12 protein-coding genes and 1 pseudogene are annotated in these 15,775 nt (G+C 62.4%); 10 read left to right on the top strand and 3 right to left on the bottom strand.

Annotation, left to right across the window (positions count from 1 at the left end; all coding sequences use genetic code 11):
• From GVN17_RS29760 to GVN17_RS27600, 5 genes and pseudogenes are all read left to right on the top strand, one after another.
• Positions 1-149 (top strand): annotated as a pseudogene (locus GVN17_RS29760) (proline/glycine betaine ABC transporter permease); the annotation flags it as partial.
• 30 nt (positions 150-179) lie between these two features.
• The gene (locus GVN17_RS27615; RefSeq protein WP_166598463.1) at positions 180-1,178 is read left to right on the top strand and encodes a 4-hydroxyproline epimerase; all 999 of its coding nucleotides are present in this window, start codon (positions 180-182) and stop codon (positions 1,176-1,178) included.
• Positions 1,179-1,246: 68 nt separating this feature from the next.
• On the top strand, positions 1,247-2,260 hold the full coding sequence (locus tag GVN17_RS27610) for a GlxA family transcriptional regulator (RefSeq protein WP_256665461.1): 1,014 nt from the start codon (positions 1,247-1,249) through the stop codon (positions 2,258-2,260).
• A gap of 190 nt (positions 2,261-2,450) precedes the next feature.
• Positions 2,451-3,791: a sorbosone dehydrogenase family protein gene (locus GVN17_RS27605; RefSeq protein ID WP_218576439.1), complete on the top strand. Its 1,341-nt coding sequence runs from the start codon at positions 2,451-2,453 to the stop codon at positions 3,789-3,791.
• A 707-nt stretch (positions 3,792-4,498) separates the two neighbouring features.
• Entirely contained in the window at positions 4,499-5,377 is an 879-nt protein-coding gene (locus tag GVN17_RS27600) for a DMT family transporter (RefSeq protein ID WP_166598462.1), read from the top strand.
• A gap of 50 nt (positions 5,378-5,427) precedes the next feature.
• Here GVN17_RS27600 and GVN17_RS27595 read toward each other — a convergent pair whose 3' ends face one another.
• Positions 5,428-6,336, bottom strand: coding sequence for a DMT family transporter (locus tag GVN17_RS27595; protein WP_166598461.1), 909 nt, complete (start codon positions 6,334-6,336; stop codon positions 5,428-5,430).
• An 85-nt stretch (positions 6,337-6,421) separates the two neighbouring features.
• Between GVN17_RS27595 and GVN17_RS27590 the strand changes: the two genes are divergently transcribed.
• Complete coding sequence (locus GVN17_RS27590) at positions 6,422-7,756, top strand: PLP-dependent aminotransferase family protein (protein ID WP_166598460.1); 1,335 nt, start codon at positions 6,422-6,424, stop codon at positions 7,754-7,756.
• A 174-nt stretch (positions 7,757-7,930) separates the two neighbouring features.
• Entirely contained in the window at positions 7,931-8,614 is a 684-nt protein-coding gene (locus GVN17_RS27585; RefSeq protein ID WP_166598459.1) for an ATPase, read from the top strand.
• Between the two features lie 104 nt (positions 8,615-8,718).
• Here GVN17_RS27585 and GVN17_RS27580 read toward each other — a convergent pair whose 3' ends face one another.
• Entirely contained in the window at positions 8,719-11,142 is a 2,424-nt protein-coding gene (locus GVN17_RS27580; RefSeq protein ID WP_166598458.1) for a glucose/quinate/shikimate family membrane-bound PQQ-dependent dehydrogenase, read from the bottom strand.
• 344 nt (positions 11,143-11,486) lie between these two features.
• Here GVN17_RS27580 and GVN17_RS27575 point away from each other — a divergent pair, with 344 nt between their 5' ends.
• Together GVN17_RS27575 and GVN17_RS27570 are read left to right on the top strand one after the other, a co-directional pair.
• Complete coding sequence (locus GVN17_RS27575) at positions 11,487-11,897, top strand: ester cyclase (RefSeq protein WP_166598457.1); 411 nt, start codon at positions 11,487-11,489, stop codon at positions 11,895-11,897.
• A 119-nt stretch (positions 11,898-12,016) separates the two neighbouring features.
• The gene (locus GVN17_RS27570; RefSeq protein ID WP_166598456.1) at positions 12,017-14,236 is read left to right on the top strand and encodes an EAL domain-containing protein; all 2,220 of its coding nucleotides are present in this window, start codon (positions 12,017-12,019) and stop codon (positions 14,234-14,236) included.
• 7 nt (positions 14,237-14,243) lie between these two features.
• Here the strand turns inward: GVN17_RS27570 and GVN17_RS27565 are convergent, their stop codons facing one another.
• The gene (locus GVN17_RS27565; RefSeq protein ID WP_166598455.1) at positions 14,244-14,663 is read right to left on the bottom strand and encodes an NUDIX hydrolase; all 420 of its coding nucleotides are present in this window, start codon (positions 14,661-14,663) and stop codon (positions 14,244-14,246) included.
• A 199-nt stretch (positions 14,664-14,862) separates the two neighbouring features.
• On the opposite strand from GVN17_RS27565, the gene yghU reads away from it, so the two are divergent.
• The gene (gene yghU / locus GVN17_RS27560) at positions 14,863-15,702 is read left to right on the top strand and encodes a glutathione-dependent disulfide-bond oxidoreductase (protein WP_166598454.1); all 840 of its coding nucleotides are present in this window, start codon (positions 14,863-14,865) and stop codon (positions 15,700-15,702) included.
• The last annotated feature ends 73 nt before the right edge of the window (positions 15,703-15,775 follow it).

Here is a 15,775-nt window from a genome sequence, read left to right as displayed (position 1 = left end):
GTCTCGGTGCGGAAGTCACGCGGGGGCTGTCGCGGATGGAAATGGGCCTGGGCTTGCGCGCCGGTCTGGCCATCGTCGCCATCGCACTGTTGCTGGATCGATTGTCACGGGGCGCCTTGCAGCGGCACTCTCCAACCACGCTGGTTTAGGCCTTCCAAAGGGTCTGAAGGATTTCGACGATGAGACGTAGCTTTTTCTGTATCGATTCCCACGCCTGTGGCAACCCGGTGCGCGTGGTGGCCGGGGGCGGGCCGTTGCTGCCGTCGGTGTCCATGGCCGAGCGCCGCGAGATTTTCGTCCGTGATCATGACTGGGTGCGTACGGCGCTGATGTTCGAGCCTCGCGGCCACGACATCATGTCGGGCGTGATCATCTACCCCACGGTGCGCAGCGACTGCGACTTCGGCGCGCTGTTCATCGAAGTCAGCGGCTGCCTGCCCATGTGTGGCGCGGGCACCATCGGGCTGTCCACGGTGGTCATCGAAGAAGGCCTGATTACCCCGAAAGTGCCCGGTCAACTGGCCATCGAAACCCCGGCGGGCCGGGTGGACGTGGCGTACGAGGTGAACAACGGCGTCGTCGATTCGGTGCGCCTGCACAACGTCGCCAGCTACCTGCACAGCGCCGATGTCGAGGTGGAGGTGCCGGGCGTGGGCACGCTGACGGTGGACATCGCCTACGGCGGCAATTTCTACGCAGTGGTCGAACCTCAAGCCAACTGGCGCGGCCTGGAAGGGCAGACCACGGCCGATATCGTCGACCTGAGCGTGAAGCTGCGGGCGGCGCTGGCCCACGTCAGCCAGCCCGTCCACCCGGAAAACCCACGCATCAGCGGTGTGCACCATGTCATCTGGTGCGATGCCCCAAAAGACCCCACCGCCGACGGACGCTGCGCGGTGTTCTACGGCGACAAGGCCATCGACCGTTCGCCCGGCGGCACCGGGACTTCGGCGCGAATGGCGCAGTTATTCGGCAAAGGCCGCTTGAATGTGGGCGACCTCTACCGGCACGAGAGTTTGATCGGTACTCTCTACGAGGGCAAAGTCGAGGCCGCGATCAAGGTCGGCGAATTCGACGGCATGAAACCCAGCATCGCCGGCTGGGCCCGCGTGACCGGCCACAACACCATTTTTGTCGATGACCGCGATCCACTCGCCCACGGCTTCCAGCTGGCGTAGGCGTCGAGTCATCGGCACGTGCGCAGCGCCCGCATCCGGGCGCCTGTTTTCAAGCGAAGAGGCAAACGTTGAGCGAAAGACGCGAGTTCAGTGGGGGCATGAAGGGCAAGAACCTTCGTTATCTGGACGACAATAAAAAGACACCCTCTGCGACCACCCGGGCAGGCTTCCTGCTGCTCGAACATTTCTCCCTGCCGGCCTTCACCCAGTTTCTCGACACCCTCGTCACGGCCAACCTGTTGCGCCCGAAGCTGTTTTCGTCGCGCACCTTCGGGTTGCAGGACGGCGAGGTCACCAGCGATTTGGGCCTGGTCATCCGCCCGGACGCGCGCCTTGAACTGTCGGCGCTCAAGGATCTGGACCTGCTGGTGATCTGCGGCGGCTATCGCACCGAACTCAAGGTCATGGAGTCGCTGAACCACCTGCTGATCACCGCTTCCGACCTGGGCCTGACCCTGGCAGGGCTGTGGAACGGCGCGTGGTTCCTCGGTGCCGCCGGTCTGCTGGAAGGCTACCGCTGCGCGATTCACCCCGAGCATCGCCCGGCGCTGGCGGAAATCTCCAAAGTCACCCACGTCACCAGCGAACCCTTCGTCGTCGACCGCCAGCGGCTCACCGCGTCCAGCCCGTCCGGGGCGTTTCACATGGCGCTGGAGTGGATCAAGGAACTCCACGACAAGGCGTTGGTGGAAGGCATCGAAGACATCCTGTCGTTCGAAGAATCGCGCTACCGCCGCATCAAACCCAGCCCGCACATCTCCGTCAGCGCGCCGCTCAAGGAAGTCGTCAAACTGATGGACGCCAACCTCGAAGAACCGCTGGAAATGGAGCAACTGGCGGTCTATGCCGGACGCTCCCGGCGGCAGATCGAACGGCTGTTCAAGGAACAACTGGGCACCACGCCCCAGCGCTACTACCTCGAACTGCGCATCACCGAAGCCCGCCGCCTGTTGCAGCACACCGAACTGTCGCAGGTTGAAGTGCTGGTGGCCTGCGGGTTTGTCTCGCCGAGCCACTTCAGCAAGTGCTACAGCTCGTACTTTGGTTATCGGCCTTCCAAGGAGAAGCGGTTGGTGAAGTGAGCGGCGTGTGTCGTTCGGGGCATGAGGGCAACAGGCCGGGCAGTTGAACCCTTGTGCCTTCCGTGCGGTCGGTTATTCGTGCCTGAAGGACAAATCTCATTTGTGGCCCCCGGCCTGTTCGGTGTCGGGCGACAGGGCGATACTTCGGTCAATTCCAATTCGGCCCATGGATGGCCGCCAAGAGGTTCGAATGATGAAGCCGTCGCAACGCGTTGTACTGCTGATGACCACCGCGGTGCTGTTGAGTGCCTGTGGAGAGAATTCCAAGTTGCCGTTTCAGGCCGGTGTCGGGCCCAACCCGCAATTGCCGGAGCCGACCAGCAGCCTGATTCCGACGCTCAAGGTGTCGAAGGCCGTGGGCTGGAAGGGCGATGACACGCCGAAGGCGCCGCAGGGTTTCAAGGTGCAGGCGCTGGCCGACAACCTTCAGCACCCGCGCTGGCTGTACAAACTGCCGAACGGCGACGTGTTGGTGGCCGAGAGCAACACGCCGCCGAAACCGGAAGGGTCGAAGGATGGCGGCAGCGGGCTCATGGCGTGGGCCAAGCGCAAGGCCACCGGGATCGTCATGGACCGCGCCGGAGCCGAAGCGCCGAGCGCCAACCGCATCACCTTGCTGCGTGATGCCGATGGCGACGGTAAGGCCGAGGTGCACACGGTCTTCATCAGCGGCCTGACGTCGCCGTACGGCATGGCACTGGTGGGCAACGAGTTGTTCATCGCCAATGCCGACGCGGTGGTGAAAGTGCCGTACACCGCAGGCCAGACGGAAATCACCGCCACGCCGGTCAAAGTCACCGACCTGCCAGCGGGCCTGAACCATCACTGGACCAAGAACATCGTGGCCAACGCTGACGGCAGCAAGCTGTACGTCACCGTCGGCTCCAACAGCAACGTCGGGGAGAACGGCCTGGAAGCGGAAGAGGGCCGGGCGGCGATCTGGGAAGTGGACGCCAAGACCGGCCAGAAGCGCCTGTTCGCCAGCGGCCTGCGCAACCCCAACGGCCTGATCTGGAAACCGGGCAGCACCGAGTTGTGGACCGTGGTCAACGAGCGTGACGAAATCGGCAGCGACCTGGTGCCGGATTACCTGACCTCGGTGAAAGACGGCGCGTTTTACGGCTGGCCGTGGAGTTATTACGGCGGCCACGTGGACGTGCGCGTCCAGCCACCGCGTCCGGACATGGTCGCCAAGGCCATCGCCCCCGATTACGCCCTCGGCACCCACGTCGCGCCGCTGGGCCTGACCTATTCCGATGCCAAAGGCATGCCCGAGAACTTCTCCAACGGTGTGTTCGTCGGCGAACACGGCTCCTGGAACCGCAACCCGCAATCGGGCTACAAGGTCGTGTTCATCGGCTTCGACAACGGCAAGCCATCGGGCATGCCCATCGACTTCCTCACCGGCTTTCTGAATGCCGATGGCGAGGCTCAAGGACGTCCGGTGGGCGTGATTCTGGACCAGCAGGGTGCGTTGCTGGTGGCGGATGACGTGGGGAATAAGGTGTGGCGGGTGAGTCGCACGAAGTAGCCGCACGGATAGCCGGCGGTGGCGGATGGGCCAGGCCATACCAGACGATCCGGATTTCCTGTGGGAGCGAATTCATTCGCGAAAGGGCGGTACAGTCGACGCATCTCCATCGCCTGAGCCCACTTCGCGAATGAATTCGCTCCTACAGGGGAGAGGCGTCGTACTCCAGGGCTACGACAGGCACAATCCCCGTGGGAGCAGCCGGAGGTTACGACGGCCGCGAAGGCGGTGTACCAGTCGATGCATCTGTGACTGCCTTGACGCAAATCCTCGTGGGAGCGAATTCATTCGCGAAAGGGCCGGTACAGTCGACGCATCTCCATCGCCTGAGTCCACTTCGCGAATGAATTCGCTCCCACAGAGAAGAGGCGTCGTACTCAAGGTCGGCGACCGACACCAAACCTGTGGGAGCAGCCGGAGGCACGACGGCCGCGAAGGCGGTGTATCAGGCGATGCACCTGTGACTGCCTTGACGCGAATCCCCTGTAGGAGCGAATTCATTCGCGAAAGGGCCGGTACAGCCAATACATCTTCATCGCCTGAATCGCCTTCGCGAATGAATTCGCTCCTACAGGGGAGGGGGTGTCGTGCTCAATGTCTGCGACCGACGTCGAATCCTCTGCGGGCGGCGGCCTGCTTGGACCGTGGCCTCAACTGTGGTGTACTCCCGCGCATTCCTGCACACCTTTTGACTGTCCGGCGGTTCGATGACTGTTTCTTCCCGTTCCAGCCACGTGATCGGCATGTGGCTGATGGTGGGCGTGGCGTTTGTGTTTGCCACCCACGATGCGCTCTCCAAAAGCCTGATCTTCGTCCTGCCGGTGATTTTCGTGGCGTGGGCGCGGTATTTGATTCACACCTTGCTGGTCACCAGCGTGATCATCCGGGAAAAAAGTCGCGCCGCCTTCCACACCAAACGCCCTTGGCTGCACTTCCTTCGGGCCGTGTTTCTGTTAGGCGACAGCCTGACGTTTCTGTTTGGCCTGACCCACGTGCCGTTGGCCGAATCAACTGCGCTGGTGTTCCTGGCACCGGCCTTCGTCACGATCCTTTCGCCGCTCCTGTTCGGCATTCGCGCGGACCGCTTGCAGTGGGTATCGGTGATCGTTGGGTTCATTGGCGTGCTGGTGGTGATCAACCCGGCCAGTGACGGGTTTTCGCTGTGGATGCTGTTCCCGTTGGCCTGTGCGTTCTGCTTCGCGGTGTACCAACTGTTGACGCAACTGGCCGGGGAGTCGGACAGCCCATCGGTGTGCAGCTTTTATGTGGGTGTTTTCAGCACCGCACTGTTGAGCCTGGTGGTGCCGTTTTTCTGGGTCAGTCCGACGTTGACCCAATGGCTGATGTTGCTAGTGCTGGGCAGCCTTGGTCTGTCGGCGCATTTCCTGATTTCGAAATCCTACCGCTACGCCTCGTCGTCCGCGCTCGCGCCGCTGGGCTATTTGCAGATCGTGTTCGCCACGCTGTACGGGATGCTGTTCTTCGGCAATTACCCGGCACTGTTTTCGGTGGCGGGCATGGCGTTGATCTGTTTCAGCGGGCTGCTGGTGTACGGCAGACGTACGGCCGCAGCCCTGAGCAACTGAGCGTGTTCAGCGAGAAAACCGGCGCGCGGCTAACGTGAAAACCGACGCGGCTATCGCGAGAACCGGCGCGCCGCTGCCACACACAGAATCACCGCGACGGTGACGCCGATCATCCCGACGCTGACCTGTTCATGAAGCAACGTGGCCGCCAGCGCCAGCCCGAAAAACGGTTGCAGCAATTGCAACTGCCCCACGGCCGCGATCCCGCCTTGCACCAGCCCGCGATACCAGAACACGAAGCCGATCAGCATGCTGAACAATGAGACGTAACCCAGGCTCAGCCATGCCGGCCAGCTCAGGTGGGCGAGGGTGGGCGGGGCGGTCAATGCAGTCAGCGCCAGCATCACGGGCAGGGAAATCACCAGCGCCCAGCAGATCACCTGCCAGCCGCCGAGGGTCCGGGAGACTTTCGCTCCTTCGGCATAGCCCAGTGCGCACGCGAGGATCGCCAGCAGCATCAGACAGTCGCCGACCGGGGAGGCTTTCAGTCCTTGCGACAGCCCCTGAGCCACTGCAAACCCGACCACCAGCGCGCTCCCCAGCACCGAAAACAGCCAGAACGCTGGTTTGGGCCGTTCGCCGCCGCGCAATACGGCGAAGACTGCGGTCGCCAATGGCAACAGGCCGACGAAGACAATGGAATGCGCGGACGTGACGTATTGCAAGGCCAGCGCCGTGAGCAGCGGAAAGCCGAGCACGACCCCCGACGCGACGATGCACAGCGGCAGGATGTGATGCCGGGCCGGACGCTGTTCTTTTAGCAACAGCAGCATGCACAACGCCACACCCCCGGCGATGGACGCCCGGGCCACGGTCAGAAACACCGGCGCGATTTCCTGCACCGCGATGCGTGTCGCGGGCAGCGAGCCACTGAAGATCACCACCCCGATCAGTCCGTTCAGCCAGCCGTTGGAGGCTTTCACGGGATTTCCGTGTTGCAGTTTCGATGCGTGTTCCATGCTGATCGTCCGGTGCCAGGTTGCAGTTGACGTATCCTAAGGCGCAGTATCAGGACAATCAAAAAATTGTCATGGATACAGCCCCATGCCCCGCGCCCGCTACAAAACCCTCGTCGACACCTTTGCCAGCGACATCGCCTCGGGCGCCTTGCCGCCAGGCACGCGTTTGCCGACCCACCGCCAATTGGCCGAGCAAGAAGGGCTGGCGCTGGTCACCGCGTCTCGGGTCTATGCCGAGCTGGAGGCGATGGGCCTGATCAGCGGCGAAGCCGGGCGCGGCACCTTCGTTCGCGAGATTGCGCTGCCGCTGAGCCATGGCGTCGATCAACAGGCAGCCGCCGTGGGCGTGCTGGACCTGAACTTCAACTACCCGGCATTACCGGAACAGGCGGAGTTATTGCGCGTGGGGTTGCGGCAACTGGCGTTGTCGGGGGATCTGGAGGCTTTGCTGCGCTATCAGCCCCACGCTGGCAGAGGCCATGAACGGGCCTGCATGGCGCGACATCTGGCGGAGCGGGGGTTGCAGGTCGAGGCGGAAGAGGTGCTGATCGTCAGTGGCGCTCAACACGGGCTGGCGGCGACGGTCATGGGCTTGCTCAAACCGGGGGACGTGGTGGCGGTGGATGCACTGACCTATTCAGGTTTCAAGGTGATCGCTGACGCCCATCGGCTGGAACTGGTGCCGGTCCCGCTGACCGATACGAGCCCTGATCTGGAGGCGTTGGAGGCACTGTGTCGAAAACGCCGGATCAAGGCGGTGTATGCGATGCCGACCCTGCACAATCCCATGGGCTGGGTCATGGATTTGCCTTGGCGCGAGCGTCTGGTCGGCATCGCACGAACACACGGCTTGTTGTTGATCGAAGACGCGGCCTATGCCTTTCTCGCCGATTCGCCCCCTGCGCCGCTGCGAGCGCTGGCCCCGGAGCTGACGGTTTATGTGTCGGGCTTCTCGAAAAACATCGCCACCGGCTTGCGGGTGGGGTTCGTGGTGGCGCCGTTGCAGTGGGTGCCTGCGATTGAACGAACGATACGGGCGACCACCTGGAATACGCCGGGGGTGATGACCGCGCTGGTCTGTGGCTGGATCGAAGACGGCACCGTCCTGAGGCTCGAAGCGGAAAAACGTGAAGATGCGAGGGAACGGCAAACCCTGGCCCGGAAAGCGTTGGAGGGGCTGAAGGTCATCGGCCATCCCGCGTCGTATTTTCTGTGGCTGCCCCTGCCGGAAGAGGTGCGGGCGGATCAGGTCGCGGTGGCGTTATTGTCGATGAACGTCGCGGTGTCCACCGCCGAACCGTTTGCCATTTCAAGCCCGGTGCCCCATGCGATTCGGTTGGCACTCGGGTCGGTGGACATGAGTGCATTACAACAAGCGCTGCATAAAGTTCGGCACGTAATCGGTAACTTGGCCTTCTGAGTTAGTCGATATAAGCATAGGGCGAAGTTGCTTTATTCAGTAAAACGTAAAAGACCTTTTCCGTCTGTCTACCATTCGTGAAATCGATAGTGAACATCATCAATCGGGAGTTCTTTTTTTCCAGCAAAGGAGCAGGATAGAGCCATACCGAACTGGCGTTAGAGGACACCCGCGATGAGAATTTCAACCCTGCTGACACTTGTCGCCGTCCTCACTGGGGGCGTCGCTGCCACCGCGCCTGTTTATGCGGCCACCGTTGCCGTGGATGAACATTCCTGCCATTTCGTGCCTGTGGCTGACAGCAACATTGCGTTGAGAAAAACCCAATCGGTGGGCGTTCTTTACAGCGAAAACACCGTCAGCACGCTCCAATACCTTGAGCGTTATCACGCCGTGGCATTGAAGGGCGTGAAAAATGGCGCGCTGGATTCGCGGATTCGTGAGGCGTTCGTCAACAGCTCCGATCCGAAGCTGGCGATCGATTGGCTCAAAGCGTCGATTGCCAAAGAGTTTGCGTCGGTCACTGTTTACGACAATCTCGATGCGTTGATGAAAGCGCGCCCTGATGTGGTGGTCATGCTCGACACCTACAACCAACTCGTGACCCAGCGTAATAGCAAAGTAGAGGCACGGTTTGTCGCCAAGTTTTATGACGAAAACCTGCAATACATTGGTAAAGCGGAAGGCGCGGGTGCTCAGGAGCTGACATCGGTCTGGGTTCACGACAAGGCCGCCCCTGAAATTGCCGCGCAGATCGATCAACAGCGCGCGTTGCAAGTCCACGCCCTGAAACAGTTCGACGCCTCGCTCAAAGCGCTGGTGACCTCGGGTGAAGTGGCGCAAGTGGCGGGGAATTGAGGCCATCGCCCTGAGCCACGGCCAACAAGCAGAACGGCTAGAAGGACTATAAAAAAACCCGCTGCCACCCATGAGGTGACAGCGGGTTTTTCATGTGCCGCGTTTTACTGGCCGTCCGGCAATCCGTACGCAATCACGTAGTCGCCACGGTCTGCCGACTGGCGCGCGCCGCTGGCGGTGATGACGATGTATTGCTTGCCGGTCTTCGGCGAGACGAAGGTCATCGGGCCGCCCTGGCTGCCGACGGGCAGGCGGGCTTTCCACGCTTCTTCGCCGTTGGCACTGTTGAAGGCGCGCAGGTAGTAATCCTGGGTCCCGGCGATGAAGATCAGCCCGCCCTGAGTGGAGAGGGTGCCCCCCAGCGTTGGCATGCCAATGGGCAATGGCAGGTGCATTTTGATGCCCATCGGGCCGGTGTCCTGCACGGTACCGACCGGCACTTGCCAGGCGATTTTCTGGGTCTTCATGTCGATGGCGGTCAGGGTGCCGAACGGCGGCGCCTGGCACGGAATCCCGGCCACGGACAGGAAGCGGTTCTTGTTCACCGCATACGGCGTGCCTTTGAGCGGCACGGCGCCCATACCGGTGTTCAGCGCTTCACCGCCGCTCGACGCCTTGGCGTCTTTCTGCTGCGGTACCATCTGGCTCCACAGGCCCAGACGCATGTCGTTGACGAAGATGAAACCGTGCACCGGGTCGGTCGACAGACTGCCCCAGTTCATGCCGCCCAACGATCCCGGAAAACTCAACGAAATATCAGTGCCCGGCGCGGTGTAGAGGCCGTCGTAGCGCATTTTCTTGAACGAGATGCGGCACAGCAGCTGGTCGAACGGGGTCGCGCCCCACATGTCCGATTCGGTCAGCGTCTGCGCGCCGATTTCCGGCATGCCCACTGATTTCGGTTGCGTCGGCGAGTACGGCTCGTTCGGGATGTTCGACGGCTTGACCGGGACCTCTTTCACTTCCGTCAGCGGCTGACCGGTGTGGCGATCCAAGACGTAAATCTGGCCCGCCTTGGTGCCGATCACCACCGCCGGGACCGTGCTGCCGTCCTTTTGGGTGAAGTCGATCAGGCTCGGCTGCATCGGCAGGTCGAAGTCCCACAGGTCGTTGTGGACGGTCTGATAGACCCACTTTTCCCGGCCGGTGGTCGCGTTCAACGCCAGCACCGACGCGCCGTAGGTGTGGTCGAGCTGGGTGCGCTCGGCACCGTAGATGTCCGTGGACGAACTGCCCATTGGCAGAAACACGGTGTTCATGGCCGGATCGTAAGACATCGGCGCCCAGCTGTTCGGCGTGCTGCGCACGTAGGTGCCGCCGTCAGCCGGGGCCTTCTTGTCTTCCGGGTTGCCAGGGTCGAACGCCCAGCGCATCTCGCCAGTGACCACGTCAAAACCACGGATCACGCCGCCGGGCATGTCGGTTTGCACGTTGTCCGCCACGCGCCCGCCAACGACCACGGTGGTGCCCGCCATCAACGGTGCCGACGACAGTTGATAGTAAGAATCCGGAACGTTGCCGAGACCGGCTTTCAGGTCGATCTGGCCGTTGTCGCCGAAGCCTTTGCACAGCTCGCCGGTGTCGGCATCGACCGCGATCAGGCGGGCGTCGATGGTGTTGGTCAGCAGGCGGCGCTGGCAGCTTGCACCGGCGGGCACGCTGACCGGCGCGGCAGGGACGCTGCCGTCTGTGGGCGCTGCGACGGCGGCGGTGGCGTCGAAATACGCCAGGCCCCGGCAACGCTGCCAGACGGCGGATTGGGCGTTGGTCTCGTGCTTCCACAGCTGTTTGCCGGTGTCGGCGTCCAGCGCAATGATGTTGTTGTGCGGGGTGCAGATGAACACCTTGTCGCCGATTTGCAGCGGGGTCATCTGGTCTTCGGCACCGTTGCCATCACTGAGGGCGATGTCGCCGGTGTGGTAGGTCCAGACCGGGACCAGCTTCGACACGTTGCTGCGGTTGATCTGGTCCAGCGCAGCAAAGCGGCTGCCGCCCTCGTCATTGCCGTAGTGCGCCCAGTCTTTCTGCGCCTTGGCCGGGTCGACTTTGGTCAGCTCAGGGCCATTGCCGGTGGGCGACACCGAGGCGTGGGGCTGAAACATGCCCCAGAATCCGCCGACCATGGCGAGGGCGAGCAGCGCGCTCAGGGCGTAGCCGCCGCGACCGCTGGCCAGACCGTTGCTCTTGCGCAGGGTCGGGTAGACCAGCGCCACCAAAAGACTCAACACGCCCAGTGCGAACAGGCGCGACACCAGCGGCCAGAACACCAGACCGGCATCGACAACGGCCCAGATCAGGGTCAGCACCATCACCACCGCGAACAGCCAGGCACCCGCGAGGCGGCCTTGGAACAGGAGAACCGAAGAGGCGATCAGGCCGAGGCCCGCCAGCAGGAAATACCAGCTGCCGCCCAGGGTGACGAGGTAGCCGCCTCCCGCCGAAAACAGTAAGCCAAATATCAGCACGCCGAAGGCGACGACCCAGATGGGCCAGCGACTGACGGGTGCCGTAGGTCGAGACGTTGTCATGTTGCGTGATCCTGCTGACGCCGAGGGTTTCAGGTCGTCCTCGGCGGTGGTGGGGGAGAGGTTTTATCCCGTGACGACGCGCCGCAACATCGGACATCGAGGCGTGCTCACGTGTGTAATTAACCAGTTAGTTAATTGCGCAAAGATACCAAAAAACTCCCTTGCTGCGGCAAATTGTCCTGCGACAGCGTGGATAAACAGTGTTGTGGGTTTGGTAATAATGAGCCTGCGGAAGCAATTTCAAGAACGCCACCGCCTGCGGCCTCGCGGTGAACTAACCCGGAGCTCGCACGCCCTAACGTCCGAAGGCTGCACCCGCAGCGATGATAAAAGGGAGCTTCCCCATGTCCGAACCCGAAATTCTCAGCCTGTATCGCCGTTACATCGATTGCCTGAACCATCAGGACTGGGCCAGCCTCGGCCGGTTTGTCGATGAGGAGGCCCACTACAACGGCCAGCGCATCGGACTGGCCGGTTACCAACGCATGCTGGAGAACGATTTTCGCGCCATCCCCGACTTGCATTTCGGGATCGACATGTTGCTGGCGGACCCGCCGCACGTCGCGGCCCGCCTGCGTTTCGACTGCACCCCGGTGGGCGAACTGTTTGGCGCGGCGGTCAACGGCCAGCGCGTGCAGTTCACCGAGAACGTGTTCTATGAATTCAGCGACGGGCGGATTCGCAACGTGTACTCGGTCATCGACAAGGCGGCTGTTCGCGACCAAGTAACCGCCGCTTCGCAGAATGACCGCTAGCCCCTGCAGAAACAGCCGGTTACGATAGCCAATCGCAATCATCGGTCGGCCGCAGCGTCTTGCTGACGGCCGGTCCAGACGAGCCGCGGTCGTTACCGTCGATGCATTCAGGTGTCTGCATGTTCAAACCCACACTGGCCGACTGGGCCGCCACACGTCGCAGTCGCCACTTGATCCTGCGCCTCTTTCCGGCGATCTGCGCGCTGTTGCTGCTGATCGGCCTGAGTGGCTACCTGTTGGTGCAGAACGCGCTCAATCAGGATCGCGACGTGCAGCAGCGTTCGCGCACGTTCATCTCCCGCACGCTGGATCAGGTGCGCAACGAGGTGGGGCGCAACATCATCAACTACGCCAAGTGGGGCGAGGCCTACAAACACTTGCACATGGTGGTGGACAAACCGTGGGCGGACGAACAGCGCAACGTCGGCGCCGTGCCCTACGAGTTGTACGGCTACAACGGCGTGTTGGTGATCGATGCCAACGACCGCACCAGTTACGCGGTGATCGATGGCAAACCCTCGATGATTCAGGCAGGCGACTGGCTGGAAGGCGATTTAAGCGCGTTGATCGCCGATGCTCGCCAGTCCACTCAGGAGAACGACGGGCTGGTGCGCGCGTTCAGCGTCGACGGCGTGCCCGCGCTGGTGGCCGCAGCGACCATCAGCCCGGCGTCCGACCCGCTGATCGAACCGGTGCCCGGCCCCATGTCGGTGATGATGTTCGTCACCATTCTCGACCCCGCCAAGCTCGCGCACCTCAGCGACACCTACGGTCTGCCGACGATCTCCGTTTCTCCCGCGCCACGGCAGGGCTATGACCAGATGCCGCTGCTCGGTTCCAGGATCGAACTGGGCTGGGTGCCGCCCAAGCCCGGCATGGACCTGCTGCAACAGACCTTGCCACTGTTCATTTCCGGGGTGCTGGTGCTGGCGATCGTCCTCGCGATGCTGGTGCGGTATGCGCTGACGTCGGCGCGACAGATCGATGCGCAATTCGACGCCTTGCACGCGAGCCAACTGGAACTGACCAGCAGCGAGCAGCGTTTTCGCCAGCTGTCGTTGCATGATTCCCTGACCGGCTTGTCGAACCGCTTGCGCCTGCACCAATTCCTCGACGAACACCTGGATCGACCGGCGCCGTCAGCGCTGACGGTGTTGAGTCTAGACCTGGACCGCTTCAAACCGATCAATGACGCGCTGGGCCACGCCATCGGTGACCGCGTGTTGCAGGAAGTCGCCCAGCGCCTGCGCAGCCACGCGCAACCGAATGGCATGGTCGCACGGCTCGGGGGCGACGAATTCATTCTGGTGCTGGTGGGCGAGTCGCGAAAAGGCGACATCATTGAACTGTGTGGGCGGGTGGTGGACGACCTGTGCCGCCCGCTGGAGGTCGAGGGGCAGACCGTGTTCATCGGCACCAGCATCGGTATCGCTCAGGCCCCGGAAAACGCGCACACCGCCGCGGAGCTGTTGAGCACCGGCGACATTGCGCTGTATCAGGCCAAAGGCGCCGGTCGCAATACGTGGTGTTTCTACGACGACAGCATGAAAACCCAACTGGTGGCCCGTCGTCAGCTCGAACAGGAACTGCGTCAGGCGCTGCTCGACGGTCAGTTGCGCCTGCACTACCAGCCGCGTTACGCCACCGTTGGCGGTTCGTTGCGCAGTTTCGAGGCGCTGGTGCGTTGGCAGCATCCGGAGCGCGGCCTGCTCCCGCCCGACACCTTCATCGGCCTCGCGGAAGAGACCGGGTTGATTCAGCCGCTGGGGCAGTGGGTGTTGAACACTGCGTGCCGCGAAGCGATGACCTGGCCGGACGACATCGGCCTGTCGGTGAACCTGTCGCCGGGCCAATTGGCCGAGAACGAAGACGTGGTCGCGGTGGTCGCCGCCGCGTTGCTCGACAGCGGTTTGCCCGCCAGCCGTCTGGAACTGGAAATCACCGAGCGCGTGCTGCTCGATCATGCTCACGCCGCGCTGGCGACGCTCACGGCGCTGCGGGCCCTGGGCGTGCGGCTCAGTCTGGACGATTTCGGCACCGGTTTTTCATCGCTGGCGTACTTGCGCAAATACCCGCTGGACGGGATCAAGATCGACCGCAGCTTTATCTCCCACATGACCGAGCGCGGCAACGATCAGGCGATCGTGCAGGCGATGATCGATCTGGGGCGCTCGCTGGGCATGACGGTCACCGCCGAAGGCGTTGAAACCCTGGAGCAATTGGAATGCCTGCAACGGCATCCGTGCGATGAGGTGCAGGGCTTCCATTTCAGCAAGGCGGTGCCTTCTGAGGAATTGGCGGCGCTGTTTGCTCGGGATGCGGCACGTCCGTTGGTCTGACAGGCTGTTATCGGCCGTCGTTCAGGTACTCGCGTAAACGCTGTTGCAGGCGGGGAATGGCGTCCGGCAGGGCCAGAAAGGCTTCGACTGAGCTGATTATCCAGCGCTGGCCTTCATCGCCGAAGACCACCTGATCGAATGTGCCCGGCGGCACCTCAGCCACGAAAAACCACGTGTCGAGGCCGTGCATGCCCTGGTCTGCGTACCGCCGTTGCCAGACGATCCACGCCGGATCGAGGGTGAGGCCGAATTCTTCATGGGTTTCACGCAACGCGCACTGCAGCGGGGTTTCGTCCTGTTCCCGGCCGCCGCCCGGCAGGTCCCACAGGCCGGGCCATGGAATCGTGGGGATGTCGTCGCGGAGGTAGATCAGCAACTGGCCTTCACACAGCACGGCGATCTTGGCACCGGAAAAGGGGGCGAGCATGGCGTTCCTGTCGGGGAGGGGCTAGGAAGGGGTGTCAGGTTAAAGCCAAGACGTCGCGATTGAAATGTTCTTGAGCCGCCCCAACGTAAGCGCATACCCTGAACCGCTCTCCATCACGCCCGGTCTGGTTGCGGTCCGCCGTGTCGTCTGGCGGTGCCCATGGACCCTTCGCAGTGACTCACTTCAAGAGGTTAGTTTCATGTCGAACGCAGCATACGTACCGCCCAAGGTCTGGAAAAACGATGCGGAATCCGGTGGTCAGTTCTCCAAGATCAACCGTCCGGTGGCCGGTCCGACCCACGAGAAAGTCCTGCCCGTCGGCAAGCACGCGCTGCAACTGTATTCGCTGGCGACCCCCAACGGGGTGAAAGTCACCATCATGCTCGAAGAGCTGTTGGCGCTGGGCAAGACCGATGCCGAATACGACGCGTGGCTGATCCGCATTGGGGAGGGCGACCAGTTCTCCAGCGGTTTCGTCGACATCAACCCGAATTCCAAGATCCCGGCTTTGCTGGACCGCAGCGTCGAGCCGCCGGTGCGCGTGTTCGAGTCCGGCTCGATCCTGCTCTACCTGGCGGAGAAGTTTGGTGCGTTGCTGCCCACCGATCCGGCGGGCCGTACCGAAACCCTGAACTGGCTGTTCTGGCAGATGGGCGCAGCGCCTTATCTGGGTGGCGGGTTTGGGCATTTCTATGTGTACGCCCCGGAAAAGATCGAATACGCCATTAACCGCTTCACCATGGAAGCCAAACGTCAGCTCGACGTGCTCGACCGTCGTCTCGCTGAAAGCCCGTACCTGGGCGGCAAGGACTACAGCATCGCTGACATCGCGGTGTGGTCATGGTACGGCCAACTGGTGCGCGGCACCGTGTACAACTCTGCCGAATTCCTCGACGCCGAGAGCTATACCCACATCCAGCGCTGGGCCGAAACCATCGCCAACCGCCCGGCCGTCGTGCGCGGCCTGCGGGTCAACCGCACGTGGGGCGACGAAGACAAACAAGTGCCGGAGCGGCATTCGGCGGCGGATCTGGACTGATTCTCCCCCGATTATTGTGTGAAGAGTGACCTGTGGGAGTGATCAAGCTCGCTCCCACAGAAAAGGAATTTCT

Origin of the sequence: Pseudomonas sp. SLFW (assembly GCF_009905615.1) — a bacterium.
In the GTDB taxonomy this organism is placed as follows: Bacteria; Pseudomonadota; Gammaproteobacteria; order Pseudomonadales; family Pseudomonadaceae; genus Aquipseudomonas; species Aquipseudomonas bambusae.
The sequence above is the reverse complement of the archived record's forward strand: the minus strand, read 5'-3'. Positions and strand labels throughout refer to the sequence as shown.

Bases quoted from the DNA above. Each gene is read 5' to 3' on its own strand.
- GVN17_RS27615 (WP_166598463.1), top strand. From the start codon at position 180: ATGAGACGTAGCTTTTTCTGTATCGATTCCCACGCCTGTGGCAACCCG.
- GVN17_RS27605 (WP_218576439.1), top strand. From the start codon at position 2,451: ATGATGAAGCCGTCGCAACGCGTTGTACTGCTGATGACCACCGCGGTG.
- GVN17_RS27600 (WP_166598462.1), top strand. From the start codon at position 4,499: ATGACTGTTTCTTCCCGTTCCAGCCACGTGATCGGCATGTGGCTGATG.
- GVN17_RS27595 (WP_166598461.1), bottom strand. From the start codon at position 6,336: ATGGAACACGCATCGAAACTGCAACACGGAAATCCCGTGAAAGCCTCC.
- GVN17_RS27590 (WP_166598460.1), top strand. From the start codon at position 6,422: ATGCCCCGCGCCCGCTACAAAACCCTCGTCGACACCTTTGCCAGCGAC.
- GVN17_RS27585 (WP_166598459.1), top strand. From the start codon at position 7,931: ATGAGAATTTCAACCCTGCTGACACTTGTCGCCGTCCTCACTGGGGGC.
- GVN17_RS27580 (WP_166598458.1), bottom strand. From the start codon at position 11,142: ATGACAACGTCTCGACCTACGGCACCCGTCAGTCGCTGGCCCATCTGG.
- GVN17_RS27575 (WP_166598457.1), top strand. From the start codon at position 11,487: ATGTCCGAACCCGAAATTCTCAGCCTGTATCGCCGTTACATCGATTGC.
- GVN17_RS27570 (WP_166598456.1), top strand. From the start codon at position 12,017: ATGTTCAAACCCACACTGGCCGACTGGGCCGCCACACGTCGCAGTCGC.
- GVN17_RS27565 (WP_166598455.1), bottom strand. From the start codon at position 14,663: ATGCTCGCCCCCTTTTCCGGTGCCAAGATCGCCGTGCTGTGTGAAGGC.
- yghU (WP_166598454.1), top strand. From the start codon at position 14,863: ATGTCGAACGCAGCATACGTACCGCCCAAGGTCTGGAAAAACGATGCG.